Annotated in this window: 19 protein-coding genes and 1 tRNA gene; 8 read left to right on the forward strand and 12 right to left on the reverse strand. The window is 63.2% G+C overall.

Translation table 11 applies throughout. The annotated features are described in order from the left end of the window. Positions 1-54: 54 nt before the first annotated feature. Positions 55-1,332 (forward strand): GNAT family N-acetyltransferase, encoded by a 1,278-nt coding sequence (locus tag YH62_RS03925; RefSeq protein ID WP_245282034.1) that lies wholly within the window; start codon positions 55-57, stop codon positions 1,330-1,332. A 16-nt stretch (positions 1,333-1,348) separates the two neighbouring features. Here the strand turns inward: YH62_RS03925 and YH62_RS03930 are convergent, their stop codons facing one another. After that, on the reverse strand, positions 1,349-3,565 hold the full coding sequence (locus tag YH62_RS03930) for an exopolysaccharide transport family protein (protein ID WP_046792799.1): 2,217 nt from the start codon (positions 3,563-3,565) through the stop codon (positions 1,349-1,351). Between the two features lie 181 nt (positions 3,566-3,746). Here YH62_RS03930 and YH62_RS03935 point away from each other — a divergent pair, with 181 nt between their 5' ends. The 5 genes from YH62_RS03935 (at position 3,747) to YH62_RS03955 (ending at position 8,742) form a co-directional block, all read left to right on the forward strand. Next, positions 3,747-4,322, forward strand: a complete 576-nt coding sequence (locus YH62_RS03935) for a polysaccharide biosynthesis/export family protein (RefSeq protein WP_046792800.1) — start codon at positions 3,747-3,749, stop codon at positions 4,320-4,322. A 5-nt stretch (positions 4,323-4,327) separates the two neighbouring features. Further along, on the forward strand, positions 4,328-5,500 hold the full coding sequence (locus tag YH62_RS03940; RefSeq protein ID WP_046792801.1) for a glycosyltransferase family 4 protein: 1,173 nt from the start codon (positions 4,328-4,330) through the stop codon (positions 5,498-5,500). 98 nt (positions 5,501-5,598) lie between these two features. Beyond that, complete coding sequence (locus tag YH62_RS03945) at positions 5,599-7,155, forward strand: undecaprenyl-phosphate glucose phosphotransferase (RefSeq protein WP_046792802.1); 1,557 nt, start codon at positions 5,599-5,601, stop codon at positions 7,153-7,155. Then, positions 7,152-8,396 (forward strand): O-antigen ligase family protein, encoded by a 1,245-nt coding sequence (locus YH62_RS03950; protein ID WP_046792803.1) that lies wholly within the window; start codon positions 7,152-7,154, stop codon positions 8,394-8,396. The genes YH62_RS03945 and YH62_RS03950 overlap by 4 nt, the downstream gene beginning before the upstream one ends. 49 nt (positions 8,397-8,445) lie before the next feature. Continuing rightward, on the forward strand, positions 8,446-8,742 hold the full coding sequence (locus YH62_RS03955; RefSeq protein ID WP_046793035.1) for a helix-turn-helix domain-containing protein: 297 nt from the start codon (positions 8,446-8,448) through the stop codon (positions 8,740-8,742). Positions 8,743-8,824: 82 nt separating this feature from the next. Here YH62_RS03955 and YH62_RS30010 read toward each other — a convergent pair whose 3' ends face one another. Then, on the reverse strand, positions 8,825-9,001 hold the full coding sequence (locus YH62_RS30010) for a hypothetical protein (RefSeq protein WP_156176926.1): 177 nt from the start codon (positions 8,999-9,001) through the stop codon (positions 8,825-8,827). On the opposite strand from YH62_RS30010, the gene YH62_RS03960 reads away from it, so the two are divergent. Next, complete coding sequence (locus YH62_RS03960) at positions 9,000-9,329, forward strand: hypothetical protein (protein ID WP_046792804.1); 330 nt, start codon at positions 9,000-9,002, stop codon at positions 9,327-9,329. The genes YH62_RS30010 and YH62_RS03960 overlap by 2 nt on opposite strands. A gap of 170 nt (positions 9,330-9,499) precedes the next feature. Here the strand turns inward: YH62_RS03960 and YH62_RS03965 are convergent. The 8 genes from YH62_RS03965 to YH62_RS04000 form a co-directional block, all read right to left on the reverse strand. Then, positions 9,500-9,576 (reverse strand) — tRNA-Pro (locus tag YH62_RS03965). 155 nt (positions 9,577-9,731) lie between these two features. After that, positions 9,732-10,220, reverse strand: a complete 489-nt coding sequence (locus YH62_RS03970; RefSeq protein WP_046792805.1) for a BA14K family protein — start codon at positions 10,218-10,220, stop codon at positions 9,732-9,734. A gap of 107 nt (positions 10,221-10,327) precedes the next feature. Next, positions 10,328-10,864: a MerR family transcriptional regulator gene (locus YH62_RS03975; RefSeq protein WP_046792806.1), complete on the reverse strand. Its 537-nt coding sequence runs from the start codon at positions 10,862-10,864 to the stop codon at positions 10,328-10,330. A 175-nt stretch (positions 10,865-11,039) separates the two neighbouring features. Beyond that, positions 11,040-11,375, reverse strand: coding sequence for an integration host factor subunit alpha (locus tag YH62_RS03980; protein WP_046792807.1), 336 nt, complete (start codon positions 11,373-11,375; stop codon positions 11,040-11,042). 166 nt (positions 11,376-11,541) lie between these two features. Beyond that, entirely contained in the window at positions 11,542-12,513 is a 972-nt protein-coding gene (locus YH62_RS03985) for a beta-ketoacyl-ACP synthase III (protein ID WP_046792808.1), read from the reverse strand. 19 nt (positions 12,514-12,532) lie between these two features. Then, positions 12,533-13,579 (reverse strand): phosphate acyltransferase PlsX, encoded by a 1,047-nt coding sequence (gene plsX, locus YH62_RS03990; RefSeq protein ID WP_046793036.1) that lies wholly within the window; start codon positions 13,577-13,579, stop codon positions 12,533-12,535. Between the two features lie 113 nt (positions 13,580-13,692). Next, entirely contained in the window at positions 13,693-14,259 is a 567-nt protein-coding gene (locus YH62_RS03995; protein WP_046792809.1) for a DUF177 domain-containing protein, read from the reverse strand. Next, positions 14,243-14,803, reverse strand: a complete 561-nt coding sequence (locus YH62_RS04000; RefSeq protein ID WP_046792810.1) for a ubiquinol-cytochrome C chaperone family protein — start codon at positions 14,801-14,803, stop codon at positions 14,243-14,245. The genes YH62_RS03995 and YH62_RS04000 overlap by 17 nt, the downstream gene beginning before the upstream one ends. A gap of 232 nt (positions 14,804-15,035) precedes the next feature. On the opposite strand from YH62_RS04000, the gene YH62_RS04005 reads away from it, so the two are divergent. Next, positions 15,036-15,551 carry an outer membrane protein assembly factor BamE gene (locus tag YH62_RS04005; RefSeq protein ID WP_046792811.1) on the forward strand — a complete coding sequence of 172 codons (516 nt, stop codon included), beginning with the start codon at positions 15,036-15,038 and terminating at the stop codon, positions 15,549-15,551. Between the two features lie 67 nt (positions 15,552-15,618). Here YH62_RS04005 and YH62_RS04010 read toward each other — a convergent pair whose 3' ends face one another. Both YH62_RS04010 and YH62_RS04015 read right to left on the reverse strand, forming a co-directional pair. Further along, on the reverse strand, positions 15,619-17,757 hold the full coding sequence (locus tag YH62_RS04010) for a sodium-translocating pyrophosphatase (protein ID WP_046792812.1): 2,139 nt from the start codon (positions 17,755-17,757) through the stop codon (positions 15,619-15,621). A gap of 172 nt (positions 17,758-17,929) precedes the next feature. Then, positions 17,930-19,147: an MFS transporter gene (locus YH62_RS04015; RefSeq protein WP_046792813.1), complete on the reverse strand. Its 1,218-nt coding sequence runs from the start codon at positions 19,145-19,147 to the stop codon at positions 17,930-17,932. Between the last annotated feature and the right edge of the window lie 2 nt (positions 19,148-19,149).

Genomic DNA, 19,149 nt, shown 5'->3' on the forward strand with positions numbered 1-19,149 from the left:
AACCAAATCCCGCAGATTTGGCGCAGCACCAGGCCCGGTAAACCCATTCTTTCGATGGCCCCGCCTATCATCCCGACAGTGATCGGCAGGGGCGAGATGCACAAGCGGAAAACCGAATTCGTCAACGCGCTCGGCAGTGCCCAGAGCCCGGAAGAGCTCCGGGCAGGCGGGCGGTTTTCCCTTGCCGACCTTAGCCTTTCGGTGACCGAGGACCTGCCTTCGCTGGAGACAGCCTGGCGGCGGCTCGAGAACCTTGAGCGAAACTCGCTGCATCAGGGCTATGACTGGTGCCGCGCCTGGTTCGAAGCGCATGGCAACCGGGGCATTGTCGTGGAGGGCCGTTTCGACGGCCGCACGGTGATGCTTCTGCCGCTCGAAGTGGCCGTAACATTCGGCACCCGCATCGCCCGTCCGCCCGGCGGCCGGTTCAACAACCTCAATACCGGGCTCTTCAGCGAGGATTTCCCCCTTCCAGATCCGCAAGCCCTTGCGCCTCTCACCCGGTTGCTGAAGCTGACGCTTGCCTCCCATGCGGACCTGCTCGTCTACGACAACGTGCCGCTTGAATGGCATGGCACCCGCCATCCCCTCGCCGCGCTCGCGACTGCCGAAAACCCCAACCGCTCCTTCCAGCTTCCGCTCCGGGCCTCGTTCGAGGAAACGATCGCGCAGCTCAACGCCAAGACCCGAAGGAAGAAATTCCGCCTGCAAAGCCGCAAACTGGGGGCGCTCGGCGGGTTCGAACATATCAGCCCGGCGACAAGCGAAGAAAAGCACGCGCTGCTCGACGTTTTCTTCCGCCAGAAAGGCGCGCGCCTGAAGGCTTTCGGCCTGCCGGATATCTTCCGCGCCTCCGCGACCCGCGATTTCTTTCATCGCCTGCTCGATGCGCCGCAGCAAGGCGCCGACACACCGCTCGTCCTGCATGCCATTCGCCTCAGCGGCCGGCATGAGGGGCATGTCGCGGCGATCGCCGGGCTCTCGCGCAAGGGCGGGCACATGCTTTGCCAGTTCAGCTCGATCGATGAGAGCGTCTGCCCGGAGGCGAGCCCCGGCGAACTTCTGTTCTGGCTGATGATCGAGCAAGCCTGCGGTGAGGGCGCCACCGTCTTCGATTTCGGGCTCGGCGACCAGGTCTACAAGCGGAGCTGGTGCACGGAGGAGACCGTGCAGCACGATATCCTGATGCCTCTGACCTGGAAAGGCACGGCGGCCTATCCCCTTGCAGTCGCGCTCGGTCGGGCGAAATCGGTGGTCAAGCGCAGCCCCGGCCTCTACACGCTCCTGCAGCGCTGCCGCGCTGGCTTCGAGAGATTGCAGAAGAATCCCTGACCCGGCGCTGAGGGGATCAGGCGGCGGCATTCCGTCCCGCGCTGGGCGAGCGGCCTTCGCCGAGGCCGGACATCACGAGCAGGTTGCGGTAGCCCGCCTCCTCGAACCTGCCGACCAGGGCGGCGATATCGGCCTCCTCGAATTCCGGCACCGACAGGATGACCTCGGCCGATTGCGCCCGCGTCAGGCGTGAAAGTCCCGACATCTCGGCGGGGCCGCATTCCACCAGCACCAGGTCATAAGCATCGCAGAGCGCATCGACGATCATGGTCAGCCTGTCCGCGCCGCGCATGGCGCGGCCGGCATCCGCCGTTCCATGCGGTATGACATGCGCATCCGAAAGGCGATCGCGATGAATGGCGTCGCCGAAAGCCGTTTCCCCGCAGAGAAGATCGGTAATGCCCGGCAGGCGGGCGCTCTCCGCCATCAGCCGTGTCGGGCATGCCGAACCGGTCATGTCGAGCAGCACGACGGTACGGCCGCTTTCCGCCACGTCACGGGCAAGCATCACGGTTGCGGTCGAGCCGCTGTCACCGGCCGGAGACACGGCGATTGCGAGCGGAATATCGTAGCGCAGCAGATATTGGGAGACCGAGCGGATGGAGAAAGCCGCATCCTCCTCCTTGTCCTCCTGTCCGGCCTCCTGCCTGGCCTGCTCTTCCTCGGCACTCTCCTCCACTTCGGGGGAAACCGGGTCGCCCGCGCCTGTCTCGCCGGCACCGGCAATCTCCTGATGATCAAAATGGGCTGCCGCCTGCACCGGCTCGGGCTGCGTCACGACGGGCGCGGCATTCGCCGCCCCGATTGCCGGCGCGATTTCCACTGTCTCCTCGTCCTCCGAGGGGCGCAGGGCACGACCGGAGAAAAGCTCGCGGAGCATTGCGACGATGGCGCCGATGATGAGCGTTGCGAGCGCCACGACGATCACGATCGGCCCGACCTTGGGGAAATAGGGTTCGGAAGGCTCGACCGCGCTCGAAACGATGCGGGCATCGGCGGGGCTCGAATTACGATCGAGTTGGGAGGCCGCCTCGCGATAGCGCGCCAGATAGGTTTCCAGAAGCTGGCGCTGCGCGGCCGCTTCGCGCTCCAGGGCGCGCAAGCCTACCTCTTCTTCCCCAGCCCTTGCGGAATCCGCCTTCAGCCCGTTGAGCTGCTGGATCAATTGCTGCTCGCGCAGCCGCGCGACTTCTGCCTCGCTGTTCAGGCTTCCGAGAATCTTCTGGGTCTCGCTCTCGATCTGCCGGCGAATGCCCGCAAGTTGCGCGCGAAGACCCTTCAGGCGGGGATGATTTTCGAGTAGAGCCGTCGATTGGTCCGAAACCTGCGCCTGGAGATTGGCCTCCGCCTCCTTCAGGCGCTGGATGACCTGCGATCCCACCACATCGCCCAGCGTATCGCTATCGCGGCCCGCCTCGAGTGCCGCGCGCACGTTCTCCGCCCTCGCCTCGGCATTGGCGCGCTCCGCCCGCACGCGGGCAAGCTCGGTGGAAATGTCGTTCAACTGCTGGGCGGAGAAGCTGCTCGTCTCCGTGGTCTGGAAGAGGCCCGCGGAAGAACGGTAGTCCGCCACCTTCTTTTCCGCCTCGCGCACCTTTTCAGTGAGGCTGGCGATCTCGGGCTCCAGCCAGCGGGCGGTTTCCGAATGGGTGTCCAGCTTGGCGCCGCTCTGCAGGGAAAGATAGACGTCGGCCATCTTGTTCGGAATGGCGGCGGCAAGTTTCGGGTCATGCGAGGAAAACTCGATCGCGATCACGCGCGAGTTCTCGACGGGATAGACTTCCAGCTTCTCCCGGAAGGCCTTCAGCACCCTCTCCTCCGGCGCCAGCTCCAGGGGATTCTGCTGCAGGCCGAGCAGCACCAACGGGTTGGGCAGCATGGATTGCGCGTCCGGATCGAACTCCTTCAGCTCATGGAGCTTCAAGTCCCTGGCGACCTCCTTGATGAGATCGGTCGACTGCAAGAGCTGCGCCTGGCTGGTGACGTTCAATGCATCGAGCACCGGGTCGTTGGCGCTTGCCGGCGTCTCAGTGCCGGAAAGATTAGGCGAACGGGATTCGATCAGGATGCGCGTTTCGCCGCGATAGCTGGGGGGCGCTAGACTTGCCCCCACGAATGCCAGACCTGCGGCAAGCACCGTCGAGCCGAGAATTCTGCCCCTGCGCTCCCAGACCGCTGAAAACAGCCGCCCGAGATCGATGTCCATGTCCTGATTGCCCGCCAAGCCCGACATGCCATGCTCCAACTGGTAGATTTCCACGAAGTGTAAAACATCGTGGTAACGCGAGGGTTAATGGCGTCTATCGCCCGCTTCACCCGGAAAATTCGGAAATCCGCGCCGTGCCTTTACCGGGCATTAACCCTAACGGAACGATAACAGCCGCATATGCTTGCCCAGCCGGAGCTTTGAGCAAATGCCGTTGGCCCGTCCGAACCATGTGATCGCGCTTGCGTTTGCAGTCGCTGCCACCGCGCTTGCCGGCTGCACCACCTATCGCCCGGCGCCCAAGGCCTTCCACGAGGCGACGATCCAGCCCTATCGCCTCGATAGCGGCGACCGTCTTCGCGTCAACGTGTTCGAGCAGCCGGGGCTCAGCAATACCTATACCGTGGATCAGGCCGGCTACGTCTCCTTCCCGCTGATCGGGCGCGTCGCCGCCCGCGGCCAGACGCTCACCGCCCTTGAAGGCGCGATCGCGGCCAAGCTCAAGCAGGGCTACCTGCGCGATCCCGACGTCACCATAGAGGTCGACCGCTACCGGCCCGTCTTCGTGATGGGCGAGGTCGGCCGCCCCGGACAGTATTCCTACGTGCCGGGAATGACCGCGCAGAACGCCATCGCGATTGCCGGTGGCTTCACACCGCGCGGCAATCAGCAGGATGTCGACGTCACCCGCAAGATCAACGGGGAGATCATCACCGGACGTACCGCGATCTCCAGCCCCGTCCTTGCGGGCGATACGATCTACATCCGCGAGCGGCTGTTCTGAATGCCATGGCGGACGATGGCGCCCTGCGGATCATTCACTGCTTCAGATCGCCCGTCGGCGGAATTTTCCGGCATGTGCGCGACCTCGTCGAGGAACATCGCGCGGCCGGCCACGAGGTCGGCGTCATCTGCGACAGCTCGACCGGCGGGGCGCACGAGGACCGGCTGTTCGACGGCATCCGGCCGCTCCTCTCGCTCGGCCTCGTCCGCATCCCGATCCGGCGCGCGATCGTGCCTTCGGACCTCGCGGTCATCTTCAACAGTTACAGACACATCAAGAGCTTGCAGCCGGATATCCTGCACGGGCACGGCGCCAAGGGTGGCGCGCTTGCTCGGCTGATCGGCTCAACCCTGCGGGTCAACAGGTATCGCGTAGCCCGCCTCTATTCGCCCCATGGGGGCAGCCTGCATTTCACCCGGTCCAGCCTCTCCGGCCGGGCCGTGCTGGGATTGGAACGCCTCCAGGAGCGTCTGACCGACAGCCTCGTCTTCGTCTGCGACTACGAGCGGCGCGCTTACGAGGAAAAGGTCGGCCGGCCCCGCACGCAGTCCCGCGTCATCCTGAACGGCATCCAGGATGACGAATTCGAAACCGTGGGCGTCGGTCCCGATGCGGCGGATTTCCTCTATATCGGCATGCTGCGCGACCTGAAGGGACCGGACATCTTCATCGACGCCTTTGCCCGCACCGAGCGCGCCGTCGGTCGGCCGCTTTCGGCGCTCATGATCGGAGACGGGCCGGACCGCGACCGCTACCAGGCGATGATGACTGAGCGGGGCCTGAGCCGCCGTATCCGGATGCTGCCGGCCATGCCGGCGCGCGCGGCGTTTTCCATGGCAAGGATCGTCGTCGTGCCATCGCGGGCCGAGGCCATGCCCTATATCGTGCTGGAGGCGCTCGCCGCAGGCAAGCCGCTGATCGCCTCGCGCGTCGGCGGAATACCGGAAATCCTGGGAGCGGACAGCGCTGCACTCGCCGTACCCGGCGACGCGCAGGACCTTTCCGGCATCATGGCAAGCGCGCTGACGACGCCCGGCTGGCGGGAGCGCGTGATGCCGAAACCGGAAGATTTCAAGGCGGCGTTCTCCGCCTCGGTGATGGCTCGCGAACTCCTCGACCTGTACCGGAATCTTCTCGCGCGCCCGGCGAGCGGGCGGGCGGGAGAAATCGTTTCTTAGCATCTTTCTGCTACCGGGTATTCCTGCGGAACCTTCAGGAAGGGCTCCGACGCGCTCTGTTGCGCGTCCCATCACGCATGGGCAGGAGGACCGAGGCGATGAACCAGCTTGGAAAATCCGATCAGTTCGACGTGGAATCCCTGCGCCGGCAGGCTTCCGAGATTCGTCCGAACGAGCCGGGACACCAGGCCGTCCAGAGCGCCGTGGAGCTCAATCCGCTGGCCCGGCAGATCGCCGAACAGTTCCGCGACAATAGCTATTCCCCGGCCATGCTGATCGGGCAACTCCGCCTCTTGGACTTCGCGTCGCTTCTGGCCATCGGGCTTTTGGTCGGCACGCTGTCGGTGCCGGACCCGGCCGAGAATTTCCTCCCCCGCTTTGCCGTTATCGCCTTCGGCGCGGCTCTGGTCGTGCTTCTTCTCCAGCTTGCCGATGCCTATCAGATCCCGATGCTGAGGGCGGCCCGCCGCACGATGGTCCGCGTCCTCACCTGCTGGGCGCTCGGCCTCATCGCAACGCTCGGCATCCTCTACCTGGTCGCCGGGGAATCCCACACTGCAGGCGGCGCCATCGCCTGGCTTGCGGCCGGCGGCCTCTTCCTGCTCGCCGAACGCCAGCTCCTCGCCTTCGGCATCCGCCACTGGGGGCGAAACGGGGTGATGGAACGCCGCGCCGTCATCATCGGCGGCGGCGAACCCGCCAAGCAGCTCGTCCGGGCACTCGAACAGCAGGCCGATAACGACATCCGCATCTGCGGCATCTTCGACGACCGCCGCAGCGAGCGTTCGCCCAAGGTCGTTGCCGGTTATCCGAAGCTCGGCACGTTTGCGGAACTGGTCGAATTCGCCCGGTTGGCCCGCATCGACATGCTCATCATCGCCCTTCCCGCCACCGCGGAGGCGCGCATCCTCGAGCTTCTGAGGAAGCTGTGGGTGCTGCCGGTGGACATCCGCCTCGCCGCCCATACGAACCGCCTGCGCTTCCGGCCCCGCTCCTACTCGCATGTCGGCGCCGTGCCGATGTTCGACATCTTCGACAAGCCCATCCGCGATTGGGATTCGGTCGCCAAGCGCGCCTTCGACATCACCTTCGCGCTGTTCGCCCTCGTTCTGCTCTGGCCGCTAATAATTGCCGCGGCGATCGCCGTGAAGGCGACCTCCAAGGGGCCGATCCTCTTCCGCCAGAAGCGCCATGGCTTCAACAACGAAGTCATCGAGATCCTGAAATTCCGCTCCATGTATACCGACATGAGCGACCAGACCGCGGTGAAGGCGGTCACCAAGGGCGACCCGCGCGTCACGCCGGTCGGCCGCTTCCTGCGCAAATCCTCTGTCGACGAACTGCCGCAGCTCCTCAACGTGCTGCGCGGCGAGCTTTCGCTCGTCGGCCCCCGTCCCCACGCCGTCCAGGCACAGACCGGCAATCGCAAATATGTCGACGTGGTGGAGAGCTATTTCGCCCGTCACCGGGTCAAGCCGGGCGTTACCGGCTGGGCGCAGATCAACGGCCTGCGCGGCGAGCTGGACAGCGACGAGAAGATCAGGGCGCGCACCGCCTATGATCTCGACTATATCGAGAACTGGTCGCTCTTCTTCGACCTCAAGATACTCTTCCTGACGCCGATCCGCCTCCTCAACACGGAAAACGCCTATTGAGCGCGGTCACCCACGATCTTTCCGGCCCGCTCAGAGGACGGCGCTCCGCCGCCCGCCTGGCCGGCTCGGCCATGATCGCTTTCGGCGTATTCCTCTCCGGCTTCGTGATGTCGGAGCCGGCGCCCTACGAGCTGATGATGGTGGCGCAGATCGCCGTCTGGTTCCTGCTGGGCTTAAGGATTTCCCGCACCGTCGCGCCGCTGCTGGCGCTTCTCCTGATCTTCAATATCGGCGGCCTGCTCTCCATGCTGGTCATGAAGGATATGAGCGGCGCGCCGATGTATTTCGCCGTCTCGACCTTCCTGGCACTCACCTCGGTATTCTATGCGGCAGTCGTCGAGGATGATCCCGAGCGGCTTGTCCTCATCTTCAAGGCTTGGGTCGCCGCTGCGATCATCACGGCCATGCTCGGCATTCTCGGCTATTTCCACGCCTTTCCGGGCGCTGCCGTCTTCACGCGCTATGACCGCGCCATGGGCGCTTTCGAAGACCCGAACGTCTTCGGCCCCTATCTGGTCGCGCCGCTCCTCTACCTGCTTTACCGGCTGCTTACGGGCAGACTGAGGCAGGCGCCGTTTCTCATCCTCGGCCTTCTGGTTCTGGCGCTCGGCATCTTCCTTTCCTTCTCGCGCGCGGCCTGGGGGCTGCTCGCCTTTTCCGGCGCGGCGCTGGTCCTGCTCATGCTGCTGAAGGAGCGCAGCGGCGCCTTCCGCCTGAAGATCCTGGCGCTTTCGATCGGCGCATTCGTGCTTCTCGCGCTGGCGCTCCTCATCGCGCTGCAGTTCGACCAGGTCTCGGATCTTTTCCTTAACCGGGCCCGGCTGGTGCAGGAATATGACGGCGCGCGGCTGGGACGCTTCGAACGGCACAAGATCGGCTTCCTGATGGCGATGGAGCGCCCGCTCGGTCTCGGGCCGATGGTGCTCGGCCAGATGTTCGGCGAGGACGAGCACAATATCTGGCTGAAATCGCTGACCACCTATGGCTGGCTCGGCTTCGTGACCTATGTCGGACTGATCGTCTGGACGCTCTCGATGGGCTTCCGCTACCTGCTGCGCGAACGGCCGTGGCAACCCTATCTGATGATCGCCTGGGTGATGATCCTCGGCCATGCCCTGATCGGTAACGTCATCGATACAGACCACTGGCGGCATTTCTACCTGCTGCTCGGCGTGCTCTGGGGATGCTGCGCGCTTGAACACCGGCGCCAGCGCGCAAAGCGCCTCGCCTCCCCCGCATGAGCCGCCGCGCGGCCTTGACTTCGGGCCACCTCGCTCCAAATTTTTCAATATGCTGACGGTTTCGCAACTGCGCGCCGCGCGCGCCATGACCGGGATGACGGTGGAAGAACTCGCTTCCGCGACCGGCCTTTCCGTTTCCACCATCACGGTAGCCGAAGCATCTCCAGGCCCCTTCGCCGATGCAGCCGTCACCGACAGACTGCGCGGCATATTCGAGGCCAGGGGCGTGCTCTTCCTTGCCGCCGGCGAGGAGAATGCCGGCGCCGGCCCCGGATTGCGCCTGCGCAGCCGCTTCGAGGACGAGGGTATCCGCCCGCAGAACCTCAACGCGGCCAACGACGGATAGCGTCGCTGCCAACCTCTACTCAAAGTAAAGCGGATTGTTTCCGATCAGGGATCGGATATTGCCGAACGCCTGTTCTTTTCCCTCAATGCGGCGACATCAACAAGTTTTCCATGCCTTCACGCAACGTGAAAGCATAACTTCCGCCTTTTTCTTCGAAATCCTGCCGTAAGCGGAACGTTTCCTTTCCAGGATGATTGATCCGCCAGGGATAATTCTGCGCAGCGCGGGCACCCGCGCCGCGCCCATGGAGGATAGACATGAAGAAGCCTCTCATTTCCACGAGCCTCATCTCGGCCCTCGCGTTCGGCGCATTGGGCATCGGCATCGCGCCGGTATCTGCCCAGGATTTCGAGCTGCGCATCGGCCCCGACGGCGTGCGCCCGATGATCCGCGATCGCGATCGTGATCGCGACTACGATCGAGGCGGCTGCAGCCCGCGCGCGGCTCGTGCGGCCGCCCGGGACGAAGGTTTCCGCAATCCCGAAGTCGTCCGTGCGACCCGCCGCAGCATAACGGTTGAAGGTTTCACCCGGAATGGTCCCGACAGGATCACCTTCGCCAACCGCCGCGGCTGCCCGGAAATCTAGGATAGTAACGATCGATACGCGAAGCCCCGCCAGTGGCGGGGCTTTTCACATGTCAGCATGAATGAATCATGGGCCGGATATCGCCCCACGAAATGGGAGCATCCCGATTACGTCGATCGCCCGAGTATCGAATGAAGAGAATGAACTGACTGAGAATTCAAGGAGATAAATGGTCGGGGCGACTGGACTCGAACCAGCGACCCCTTGACCCCCAGTCAAGTGCGCTACCGGGCTGCGCTACGCCCCGACCAGCTTCATGCGAAGCACGCCTTCAATACTGACATGCATCTGTCTGCGCAAGGGGAAAAATGGGGCGTCCTTGGGAATGAGTTCCCGCAGGAAAGCCGTATTCCGGCCGAAGCGAAAATCCCCGCCTTTCGGGCGGGGATTTCGTTTGCTGTATCACCGATACGGCGAGTAGCACTGGCGTCGCGGACCGTTATAGGGCTGGAACGTATTGTCGTAAGGCCTATAGGACCGATAGCGCGAATAGCACCAGTTGACGTGCGCGCTGCCTCCGCCCGAGTAGCGGGGTGCGGGCGCATAGCGCGGCTGCGCAAGCGCGCCGCCGATGATGGCGCCGGCTGCAAATCCACCGAGCGCCGCACCGAAGTTCGAACGGTCACGGTGACGCCGCCAGCGACGGTCGTCACGCCAATAACGGCGGTCGCTGCGCCAATGACGGCGGTCGCCGCGCCAGTGGCGGTCACGATTGCGCCAGTAACGGCGGTCGCCATATTCCAGGCCGCCGCCACGGTTAATGTATTGGGCGTTCACCACATCGGAGGTCTGCGCCCTGGATACGGCGGAAACCGTTGGAAAGGCCTGCGCCGGCACGACGCCGGTGAAGCCAGTCACCACCGATACCAGTATGATTGCAAGCTTTTTCATGTTTCCACACCTCTTTGTGCCTACCTGTTAAGTAAGACAGATATTCCTAGGTTCCACCTGAACCCGAGGTGAATGGTAAATTTAGCGTGTATTCAGGCAGAAAGGGCCTATCGCACCTGATCGAGAAGCCGCTTGCATTCGAGAAGATCGAAGAGCGCTTCCTGCAACAAGGCCTGGTCTTCCTTGCCAATACTCGACTTGCCAACGGAAATCTCCGGGGTTTCCCCATCGCCGGAGGAGCCGAAACCGAAGAAACGGCCGCTCGGCTTCACCTTCGGCCGGCCGACGATCTGGTCGTCCTCGGCGCCGCCGATCTTCGGATCCACATGCTTGTCGTTGCTTGCGGCCATCAGCGCTTCCATGGTGGCCACATCGCCGGAAGCGATCGCGGCGACGAACTTGTTGCCGTTCGTCTTCAGAAGCTTCTGCACGCCCTTGATGGTATAGCCGTGGTCGTAGAGCAGATGCCGGATGCCCTTCAGCAGGTCGACATCCTCGGGCCGGTAATAACGCCGCCCGCCCCCGCGCTTCATCGGCTTGATCTGCGGGAAGCGGGTCTCCCAGAAACGCAGCACATGCTGCGGCAGATCGAGGTCCTCGGCGACCTCGCTGATGGTTCGGAAAGCGTCCGGGCTCTTGTCCAAGTCTCAACTCTCCCAGAGGTCCATTGCCGCTGCGCGGAACATCGCTGCTACCGACGCAAGACCAAGCTTTGGCAATTATGCTACGAATCGAACATATCTCAACGGCTTACACCGTCAGATTCAAGCATATTCACAGGAAGTGTGGAGAAGTAAGGCAGCCGGGCGAAAAATCCGGTCAGGCGGCGGGGCTCGCCCTCTGCTTGATCTTGCGCGCGGTGTGAGCCTTGAGGATGCGGTTTTTAAGGACGTTCGAGGCCTTGAAGGTCATCACCCGACGCGGAGAGATCGGCACTTCCTCGCCAGTCTTGGGGTTGCGGCCGATGCGTTCGTTTTTCGAGCGGACCTGGAAGGTCGCGAAGGAGGAAAGCTTGACGGTTTCCCCGCGCACGATGGCATTGCATATCTCGTCGATGACCGTCTCGACGAGTTCGGCTGATTCCGTCCGCGAAAGCCCGACCTTGCGAAATACAGACTCCGCCAAGTCTGCCCTTGTTACTGTCTTGCCGGCCATGACTCCGCCCTGTCTTGAAAATTCATCCTATCAAAGCCGGCTGAGAGTATTTTGCTTGGCCGCCAGGGTCAAGCTCTTGTCCTGATCGATTAATTCCACTTTGGACGAGTGCCCTAAGATCCGTACTCAATCAGGATTTGGAGCGTGGTATGAGGGAAAATCACTCTTACCAGCGGACGAGCATCGCCCCCCAGGTGAAGCCGCCGCCCATGGCTTCCAGCATCACCAGATCGCCCTTCTTTATGCGCCCGTCGGCAAGCGCCACGGAAAGCGCGAGCGGGATGGAGGCGGCCGAAGTGTTGCCGTGCTGATCGACGGTGACGACCACCTTCTCGAGCGGAATTGCGAGCTTCTTGGCGGAGCCGTCGATGATGCGGCGGTTGGCCTGATGCGGCACCAGCCAATCGAGATCGTCGGCCGTCGTGCCGGTGGATGCGAAGGCAGCCTCGATCACGTCGGTGATCATGCCGACCGCGTGCTTGAAAACCTCGCGGCCTTCCATGCGCAGGTGGCCGACCGTGCCGGTGCTGGAAGGCCCGCCGTCCACATAGAGCTTTTCCTTGTGGCTGCCGTCGGAGCGCAGATGCGCGGTCAGTATGCCGCGGTCGGCATTGGTGCCCTCGCCTTCGGAAGCTTCGAGCACCAGGGCGCCGGCGCCATCGCCGAACAGCACGCAGGTGGTGCGGTCCTCCCAGTCGAGGATGCGCGAGAAGGTCTCGGCGCCGATCACCAGGGCGCGCTTCGCAAGACCTGCGCGAAGATGGGCATCGGCGGTCGCCATGGCGTAGACGAAGCCGGTGCAGACCGCCTGCATGTCGAAGGCATAGCCATGGGTCATGCCGAGCCGGTTCTGGATATCGACGGCCGTCGCCGGAAAGGTGTTGTCGGGCGTAGAGGTCGCCACCAGCACGAGATCGATATCGTCCGGCGTAAGTCCGGCATTATCGAGTGCCGCGCGCGCCGCAGCGGCGCCGAGCGAGGCCGTCGTCTCCCCCTCGCCCGCGATATAGCGCTGGCGGATACCGGTGCGCTGGACGATCCATTCGTCCGAGGTGTCCACGAGGCTTTCAAGCTCCCGGTTGGACATCACCCGCTTGGGGAGCGCCGCCCCATAACCACGAACCACTGAACGGATCATTCTGCTTCACATCCCATCGTCATGCCGCTTCCGGACCAGCCGGCGGCTGGTGTCGGGCATGATAAATCTTCAAATCCTGCACGATCTTCGCATTGAGGTCGTTGCGCGCCATATCATAGCCGGTATCGATCGCAGCCGCGAAGCCATCGGTATTGGCGCCGCCATGGCTCTTGATGACGATACCGTTCAACCCCAGGAAGACGCCGCCATTGACCTTGTTCGGGTCCATCTTCTCGCGCAGCCGGTCGAATGCGCTCTTGGCCAGCAGATAACCGAGCCTGGCCGCCCAGGTGCGGGACATAGACTCACGCAGAAGCTGGGCGATCTGACGGGCGGTACCCTCCGAGGCCTTGAGCGCAATATTGCCGGTAAAGCCTTCTGTCACCACGACGTCGACCGTTCCCCTGCCGATATCGTCGCCCTCGACAAAGCCGTGATAGGCGATAGTCGGCAGGTTGGCCTCGCGGATGAGCCGGCCGGCCTCCTTGACCTCTTCCTGACCCTTCACTTCCTCGACGCCGACATTCAGAAGGCCGACGGTGGGACGCTCGATCTCGAAGAGAGAGCGGGCCATGGCGCCGCCCATCAGCGCGAAATCGAGGAGCTGCTGGCTGTCGGCGCCGATCGTCGCGCCGACGTCGAGCACGATGCTCTCGCCCTTCAGCGTCGGCCAGATGCCGGCGATCGCCGGACGTTCGATATTGGCCATGGTGCGCAGACAGAACTTGGCCATGGCCATCAGCGCGCCGGTATTGCCGGCGGAAACGACGACGTCCGCCTCACCCAGCTTCACCGCCTCTATCGCGCGCCACATGGTCGAGACGTAGCGGCCCCGGCGAAGCGCCGCACTCGGCTTCTCGTCCATCCGGACGGCAAGCTCGCATTCGTGGAAAACCGATTTTTCCCTGAGCTTCGGGTATTTCGCCAGAAGCGGCTCGCACTCCGCCTTAAGCCCGTAGATGATGAATCTCACATCCGGGTGGCGTTCCAATGCCTTGGCAGCGCCGGGAATGACGACCTCGGGACCATAATCGCCGCCCATGGCATCGAGAGATATTCTGATCACGCGTCCCTGATCCTTGTGGTCCGCCGAAGACAGGGCGTCTTCGGCGAAATGGAGGCCAAAATACTGGTTCTGCGGCCGCTTACAACCCAATCATGTCGAATTGGCAACCGTCTTCATTCCTTTTTCCAGTCCTTAAGGACGGCGAAGGGCGATGGCCGTTTCGTGGTTTCTCCGGCATCTCCTTCAAGATGGGGCGAAAACTCGACATCGGACTTGCGCGGATAGGGATCAATCGCGAGCGCCGCAAACTCCGCCACGACGGCACCGGCATCGATCGTATCGCCGGAGAAGGTTTCCGGCAGGTCCGGGCCATCGGGATCGATCAGCATTTCGGCCGTCTCTCCGGTCACGATCCGCGCGAGCTTGGAATCCTCGGGAACGAAAATCTGCTCGAAGTGCTCATCGAGCCTGGCTTCCACCGGCTCCAGCGTCACCACGCAGGACTGCACGATATCGGCTTCCACCCTGCCCTTGATGCGGATGCCGTCCTTTTTCCAGCGAACGACCTGCAGGTCCGCCTTCAGCGACTTCACCGAAACCACCTGCCAGAGCTTGGCAAGCCCCTCCAGTTCGCGCTCGTTCGCCTCGACGTGAACGCTGACCGGATTGGCGGAGATGTGCCCCACCTTCACGGAATAGGAAAAGGGGGGCTTTTCATCCCCATCATGCCTCGTCTTCATGAGAACCTCGCATTCCCGGCTGCGGCAGGGCCGCCGCGCCTCGGGAAATTTCGTCTTCGGAAACCGCGACAAGCGCCGTCTCCGCCTTCATCATCCAGTCCGCGAGCCCGCGCATGTCCGGCGCCGCTTGCATATCCGGATGGATATTGCGCCGCAGGGCCGCCGCGAGCGCCTCGCGATCTTCGGCCTCCAGCGTCGCCGCATAGGATTCCAGCCGGCCGTAGAACATGCCCGCGAGCTTCTTCATGCGTTTCGGCACGCCCTGGTCGCCGATGCCAAGTTCGCGGATCGAATGGTCGATATCCTGGAAAAAGGCGTCGACGATTTCCTGAGCCAGCTCCTGACCGCTCACGCCCGATTTCGCCGTGCGGCGGAAAAACAGGATCATGACGATCGACAACATCTCGTAACGTCCCATCACCGTGTCCGGAACATCGAGATCGCTATAGAAGAAAGGAGCCCGGGCCAGCGATGTCAAGGTCGCGTATTGCCGGTCAACGATGGCGCGATTGTGGTTTTTCTTCTTCAATAGGCCGAAGATCATGGGAATTCTCTGGGTTGCCACTCGGATTCGGCTCTGCCGCGTTGCATGGAAACGAAAGCTGGTTTACCGAAGCAGGCGCGAATTGCAATGCCGTTCCGCCGCGGTCCGCTAAGACCGGAGCTTGCCGCAGGCGCGAATTCTCCGGTTCCCGGCGCGCCCGTGTCCCCGGAATAGCCACAATGGTATGAGCAGCAGGAAAACCGGCAACCGGTCGGTCTAGTGAAATTGGGGGATGTCGTTGAAGAAGCGGGTTTTCGGGTCTGACATGAAATTCTTGAGCAAAACCGCAGCCGCCGTCGTCGTGATGTCCGTGGCAGTCGCTGGCTGCAACAGCATGAACATCGGCGAGACGATGTATAACGGCTACGTCATCGACCAGGAGTCGCTGGCACTCATCCCCGAGGGTTCGAGCCGCGAACAGGTGCTGCTCACCATGGGAACGCCCTCGACGACTGCGACCTTCGATTCCGAGGTCTTCTACTACATCTCGCAGAAGCGCCAGAAGATCGCTGCCTTCGCCAAGCCGAGGCTGGTGGAGCAGAATGTCGTGGCGATCTACTTCAACAAGGACGGCGTGGTCGAGCGCCGCGCCAATTACACCCTCCAGGACGGCAAGGTCTTCGATACGATCTCGCGCACCACGCCGACCGGCGGCAGGGATCTCACCTTCCTGCAGCAGCTTCTGTCGGGCGGTGCGGCAAGCGGCGCCAATGCGGCGCGCAGCCTCTTCCAGAATCTCGGGCGGTAACTCCGCCGATTCGAAAAGCCCGCGGAGAGAGATCTCCGCGGGCTTTTGCCTGTCCGGTTCAGCCGTATCAGTGAGCGAGAACGGCTAGCAGCAGCAAGGCCACGATATTGGTGATCTTGATCGCCGGGTTGACGGCGGGGCCGGCGGTATCCTTGTAGGGATCGCCCACCGTATCGCCCGTGACGGAAGCCTTGTGGGCCTCGGACCCCTTCATGTGCCGGGTCCCGTCCTTGTCGACGAAACCATCCTCGAAGCTCTTCTTGGCATTGTCCCAGGCGCCGCCGCCCGAGGTCATGGAGATCGCCACGAAGAGGCCGTTGACGATGACGCCGAGCAGCGAAGCGCCGAGCGCGGCGAAGGCCGACGCCTTCGAACCCGAGATCGCGAGCACGCCGAAATAGACGACGATCGGCGCCAGCACCGGCAGAAGCGAGGGCAGGACCATCTCGCGGATCGCAGCCTTGGTCAGCAGGTCGACGGCCTTGCCGTAATCCGGACGCTCGCGGCCTTCCATGATGCCCGGTTTTTCGCGGAACTGCCTGCGCACCTCTTCCACGATCGAGCCGGCCGCCCTGCCTACCGCTGTCATCGCGATGCCGCCGAAGAGATAGGGGATGAGACCGCCGAAGATGAGGCCAGCGACGACATAAGGGTTGGAGAGGCTGAAGGAGATTTCGCCGATGCCGGCGAAATACGGGTAACGATCGCCATTGGCGGCGAAATAGCTCAAGTCGTTGGAATAGGCAGCGAAGAGCACCAGAGCGCCGAGACCGGCGGAGCCGATCGCATAGCCCTTGGTCACGGCCTTGGTCGTATTGCCGACCGCATCGAGCGCATCGGTGGACTTGCGGACCTCGGACGGCATTCCCGACATTTCGGCGATGCCGCCGGCATTGTCTGTCACCGGGCCGAAGGCGTCGAGCGCGACGATCATGCCCGCCAGACCGAGCATGGCGGTGACCGCGATAGCCGTGCCGAACAGGCCGCCGAGCTGATAGGTCGAGATGATGCCGCCGACGATGACGATCGCCGGCAGCGCCGTCGATTCCAGCGAAACGGCAAGCCCCTGGATGACGTTGGTGCCGTGGCCGGTGACGGAGGCCTGGGCGATGGAATTGACCGGCCGTTTCCCGGTTCCCGTGTAGTATTCGGTGATGACGACGATCAGGGCCGTCACCACGAGGCCGAGCAGGCCGCAGAGGAAGAGGCTGGTGCCGGTGACCTCCATGCCCGCCACATTGCCGATCGTACCCCAGCCGACGGTCAGGGAGGTTGCCGCGGCAAGGCCGAGGATCGACAGGAGGCCGGTGACGATGAGGCCCTTGTAGAGAGCACCCATGATCGAGTTGTTGGAGCCGAGCTTCACGAAGAAGGTGCCGATGATGGAGGTGACGATGCAGGCGCCGCAGATCGCCAGCGGATAGAGCATGGTGCTTTCAAGCACAGGCGCGCCGGCAAAGAAGATCGCCGCGAGCACCATGGTGGCGACCACGGTCACGGCATAAGTCTCGAACAGGTCGGCCGCCATGCCGGCGCAATCGCCGACATTGTCGCCCACGTTATCGGCGATGGTTGCCGGGTTACGCGGGTCATCCTCCGGGATGCCGGCCTCCACCTTGCCGACCAGATCGCCGCCGACATCCGCACCCTTGGTGAAGATGCCGCCGCCGAGGCGGGCGAAGATCGAGATCAGCGAAGCGCCGAAGCCGAGCGCCACGAGGGAATCGATAACCTCGCGCGAGCCGCCCTCGTAGCCGAAACCCGCTGTCAGGATCAGGTAGTAGATGGAGACGCCGAGGAGCGCGAGACCCGCAACCAGGAGGCCGGTGATGGCACCGGACTTGAAGGCGATGTCGAGACCCGCGGAGAGGCTCTGCGATGCCGCCTGCGCCGTGCGAACATTCGCGCGGACCGAAACATGCATTCCGATGAACCCGGCCGCGCCGGAAAGCAGCGCGCCGATCATGAAGCCCAGGGCCGCCGTGCCCGACAGCAGAAACCAGGTCGCCACGGCAACCACAGCGCCGACGATCGCGATCGTCATGTATTGACGCGTCAGATAGGCCTGGGCCCCCTCGCGGATATAGCCCGCGATCTCCTGCATGCGCTGATTGCCCTGATCAGCGGCGAGAACCGCCTGCGTTGCCCATACTGCATAGATGATCGCCAGCAAGCCGCAAACGATCACACCCAGAATTACGGTCATTCGCTTTTCCTCTCTCCCAGATAAGACCGGCTAAGAACACCCCCGCCGGCCGCGCGTGACGGCAAACCGCCTCCCCTCCCAAGGAGTTTACGGCTTGCCGAGCGAGGCGAGATTGCGGTGGAGATGAATTGGCGTCAAGCCCCGGCGGGAACAAGACCCGAGGAACGGCCGGTCAGATCGCCTTTGCAGGCCCCCTGCGGATGAGGAGCAGGACGAGGATGAGGCAGACAATCGTCACCGGCCAGATGACCAGATTGATGAACGACCACCCATAGGCGATGAAAATCTTGCCGGACGAAAAAGACGACAGGGCGACGGTGCCGAACAGAACGATATCGTGGAACCCCTGCACCTTGTCCGCTTCATGCGGGCGATAGCTGGACGCGACGATCGCGGTAGAGCCGATGAAGCCGAAATTCCAGCCAACACCCAGAAGCACGAGAGACAACCAGAAATTCCACAATTCGACGCCCATATGGGCCACGACGGCGCAAGCCATGAGGATGACGAGGCCCGCGGCAACCACCTTTTCCGCGCTGAAACGGGTAATGAGCATGCCGGTGAAGAAACTCGGACCAAACATGGCGAGCACGTGCCACTGGATGCCGAGCGTCGCCATCTCGGTCGGGAAACCGCAGCCGATCACCATCGCAAGCGGCGCGCCGGTCATGACGAAGGTCATCAGCGCATAGGTGCATATGCCGCAGATCATGCCGATCATGAAGCGCTGGGTCAGCACGATTTCACCCAGCGGCCGGGCGGGTTGAGCGTGGGCAGATGAGGTAGAGGGCTTCGGCAACTTCAGAAATGTCAGGATACCGAAGGCGACAATGCAAAGCGGGATGATTGCCAGGAAGGCACCGGCGAAGGTCACGGGCGCCAGGAGGTCCTTGGCCCAGATGGCGATCTGCGGGCCGAGCACTGCGGAAACGACGCCGGCACCGAGGATCCAGGAGATCGCCTTCGGCTTATAGGAGGAAGGCGACGCATCCGCCGCTGCAAACCGAATCTTCTGGGTAAAGCCTGCGCAGGTACCGATCAGGATGAGTGCGGCAACGAACAGCCAGAAATCGCCGCGCAGCAGGGCGATCGCGGCGACCGCTCCGCCAAGCACGCCGATCACGCTGCCGAGCATGAAGGCCTGCTTGCGGCCGAGCCAGCGCGATGCGATCGCGATCGCCACCGCACCGCAGGCGGTGCCGACGTTGAATCCGGTGATCGGCGCGGTCGCAAGCGACTTGTCTTCGGCGAGAAGCTGGTATCCGGCAAGCGAACCAAGAGAAATGGAGAGCGGCGCGATCGAGCCCAAAATCGCCTGAGCGCCAGCAAGAAGCGCGACACTGCGCCGGGCGGTCCGCATCTGCATTTGAAGATCCAGCCCAGCGTCCATGT

Source organism: Rhizobium sp. LC145 (genome assembly GCF_001005825.1).
Lineage (GTDB): Bacteria > Pseudomonadota > Alphaproteobacteria > Rhizobiales > Rhizobiaceae > Neorhizobium.

Coding starts and splice junctions, on each gene's coding strand:
- YH62_RS04015 (WP_046792813.1), bottom strand. CDS start 19,147: ATGGACGCTGGGCTGGATCTTCAAATGCAGATGCGGACCGCCCGGCGC.
- YH62_RS03960 (WP_046792804.1), top strand. CDS start 9,000: ATGAAGAAGCCTCTCATTTCCACGAGCCTCATCTCGGCCCTCGCGTTC.
- YH62_RS03945 (WP_046792802.1), top strand. CDS start 5,599: ATGAACCAGCTTGGAAAATCCGATCAGTTCGACGTGGAATCCCTGCGC.
- YH62_RS03970 (WP_046792805.1), bottom strand. CDS start 10,220: ATGAAAAAGCTTGCAATCATACTGGTATCGGTGGTGACTGGCTTCACC.
- YH62_RS04005 (WP_046792811.1), top strand. CDS start 15,036: ATGTCGTTGAAGAAGCGGGTTTTCGGGTCTGACATGAAATTCTTGAGC.
- YH62_RS03940 (WP_046792801.1), top strand. CDS start 4,328: ATGGCGGACGATGGCGCCCTGCGGATCATTCACTGCTTCAGATCGCCC.
- YH62_RS04000 (WP_046792810.1), bottom strand. CDS start 14,803: ATGATCTTCGGCCTATTGAAGAAGAAAAACCACAATCGCGCCATCGTT.
- YH62_RS03985 (WP_046792808.1), bottom strand. CDS start 12,513: ATGATCCGTTCAGTGGTTCGTGGTTATGGGGCGGCGCTCCCCAAGCGG.
- YH62_RS04010 (WP_046792812.1), bottom strand. CDS start 17,757: ATGACCGTAATTCTGGGTGTGATCGTTTGCGGCTTGCTGGCGATCATC.
- YH62_RS03925 (WP_245282034.1), top strand. CDS start 55: ATGGCCCCGCCTATCATCCCGACAGTGATCGGCAGGGGCGAGATGCAC.
- YH62_RS03930 (WP_046792799.1), bottom strand. CDS start 3,565: ATGTCGGGCTTGGCGGGCAATCAGGACATGGACATCGATCTCGGGCGG.
- YH62_RS30010 (WP_156176926.1), bottom strand. CDS start 9,001: ATGTCTATCCTCCATGGGCGCGGCGCGGGTGCCCGCGCTGCGCAGAAT.
- YH62_RS03980 (WP_046792807.1), bottom strand. CDS start 11,375: ATGGCCGGCAAGACAGTAACAAGGGCAGACTTGGCGGAGTCTGTATTT.
- YH62_RS03995 (WP_046792809.1), bottom strand. CDS start 14,259: ATGAAGACGAGGCATGATGGGGATGAAAAGCCCCCCTTTTCCTATTCC.
- YH62_RS03935 (WP_046792800.1), top strand. CDS start 3,747: ATGCCGTTGGCCCGTCCGAACCATGTGATCGCGCTTGCGTTTGCAGTC.
- YH62_RS03955 (WP_046793035.1), top strand. CDS start 8,446: ATGCTGACGGTTTCGCAACTGCGCGCCGCGCGCGCCATGACCGGGATG.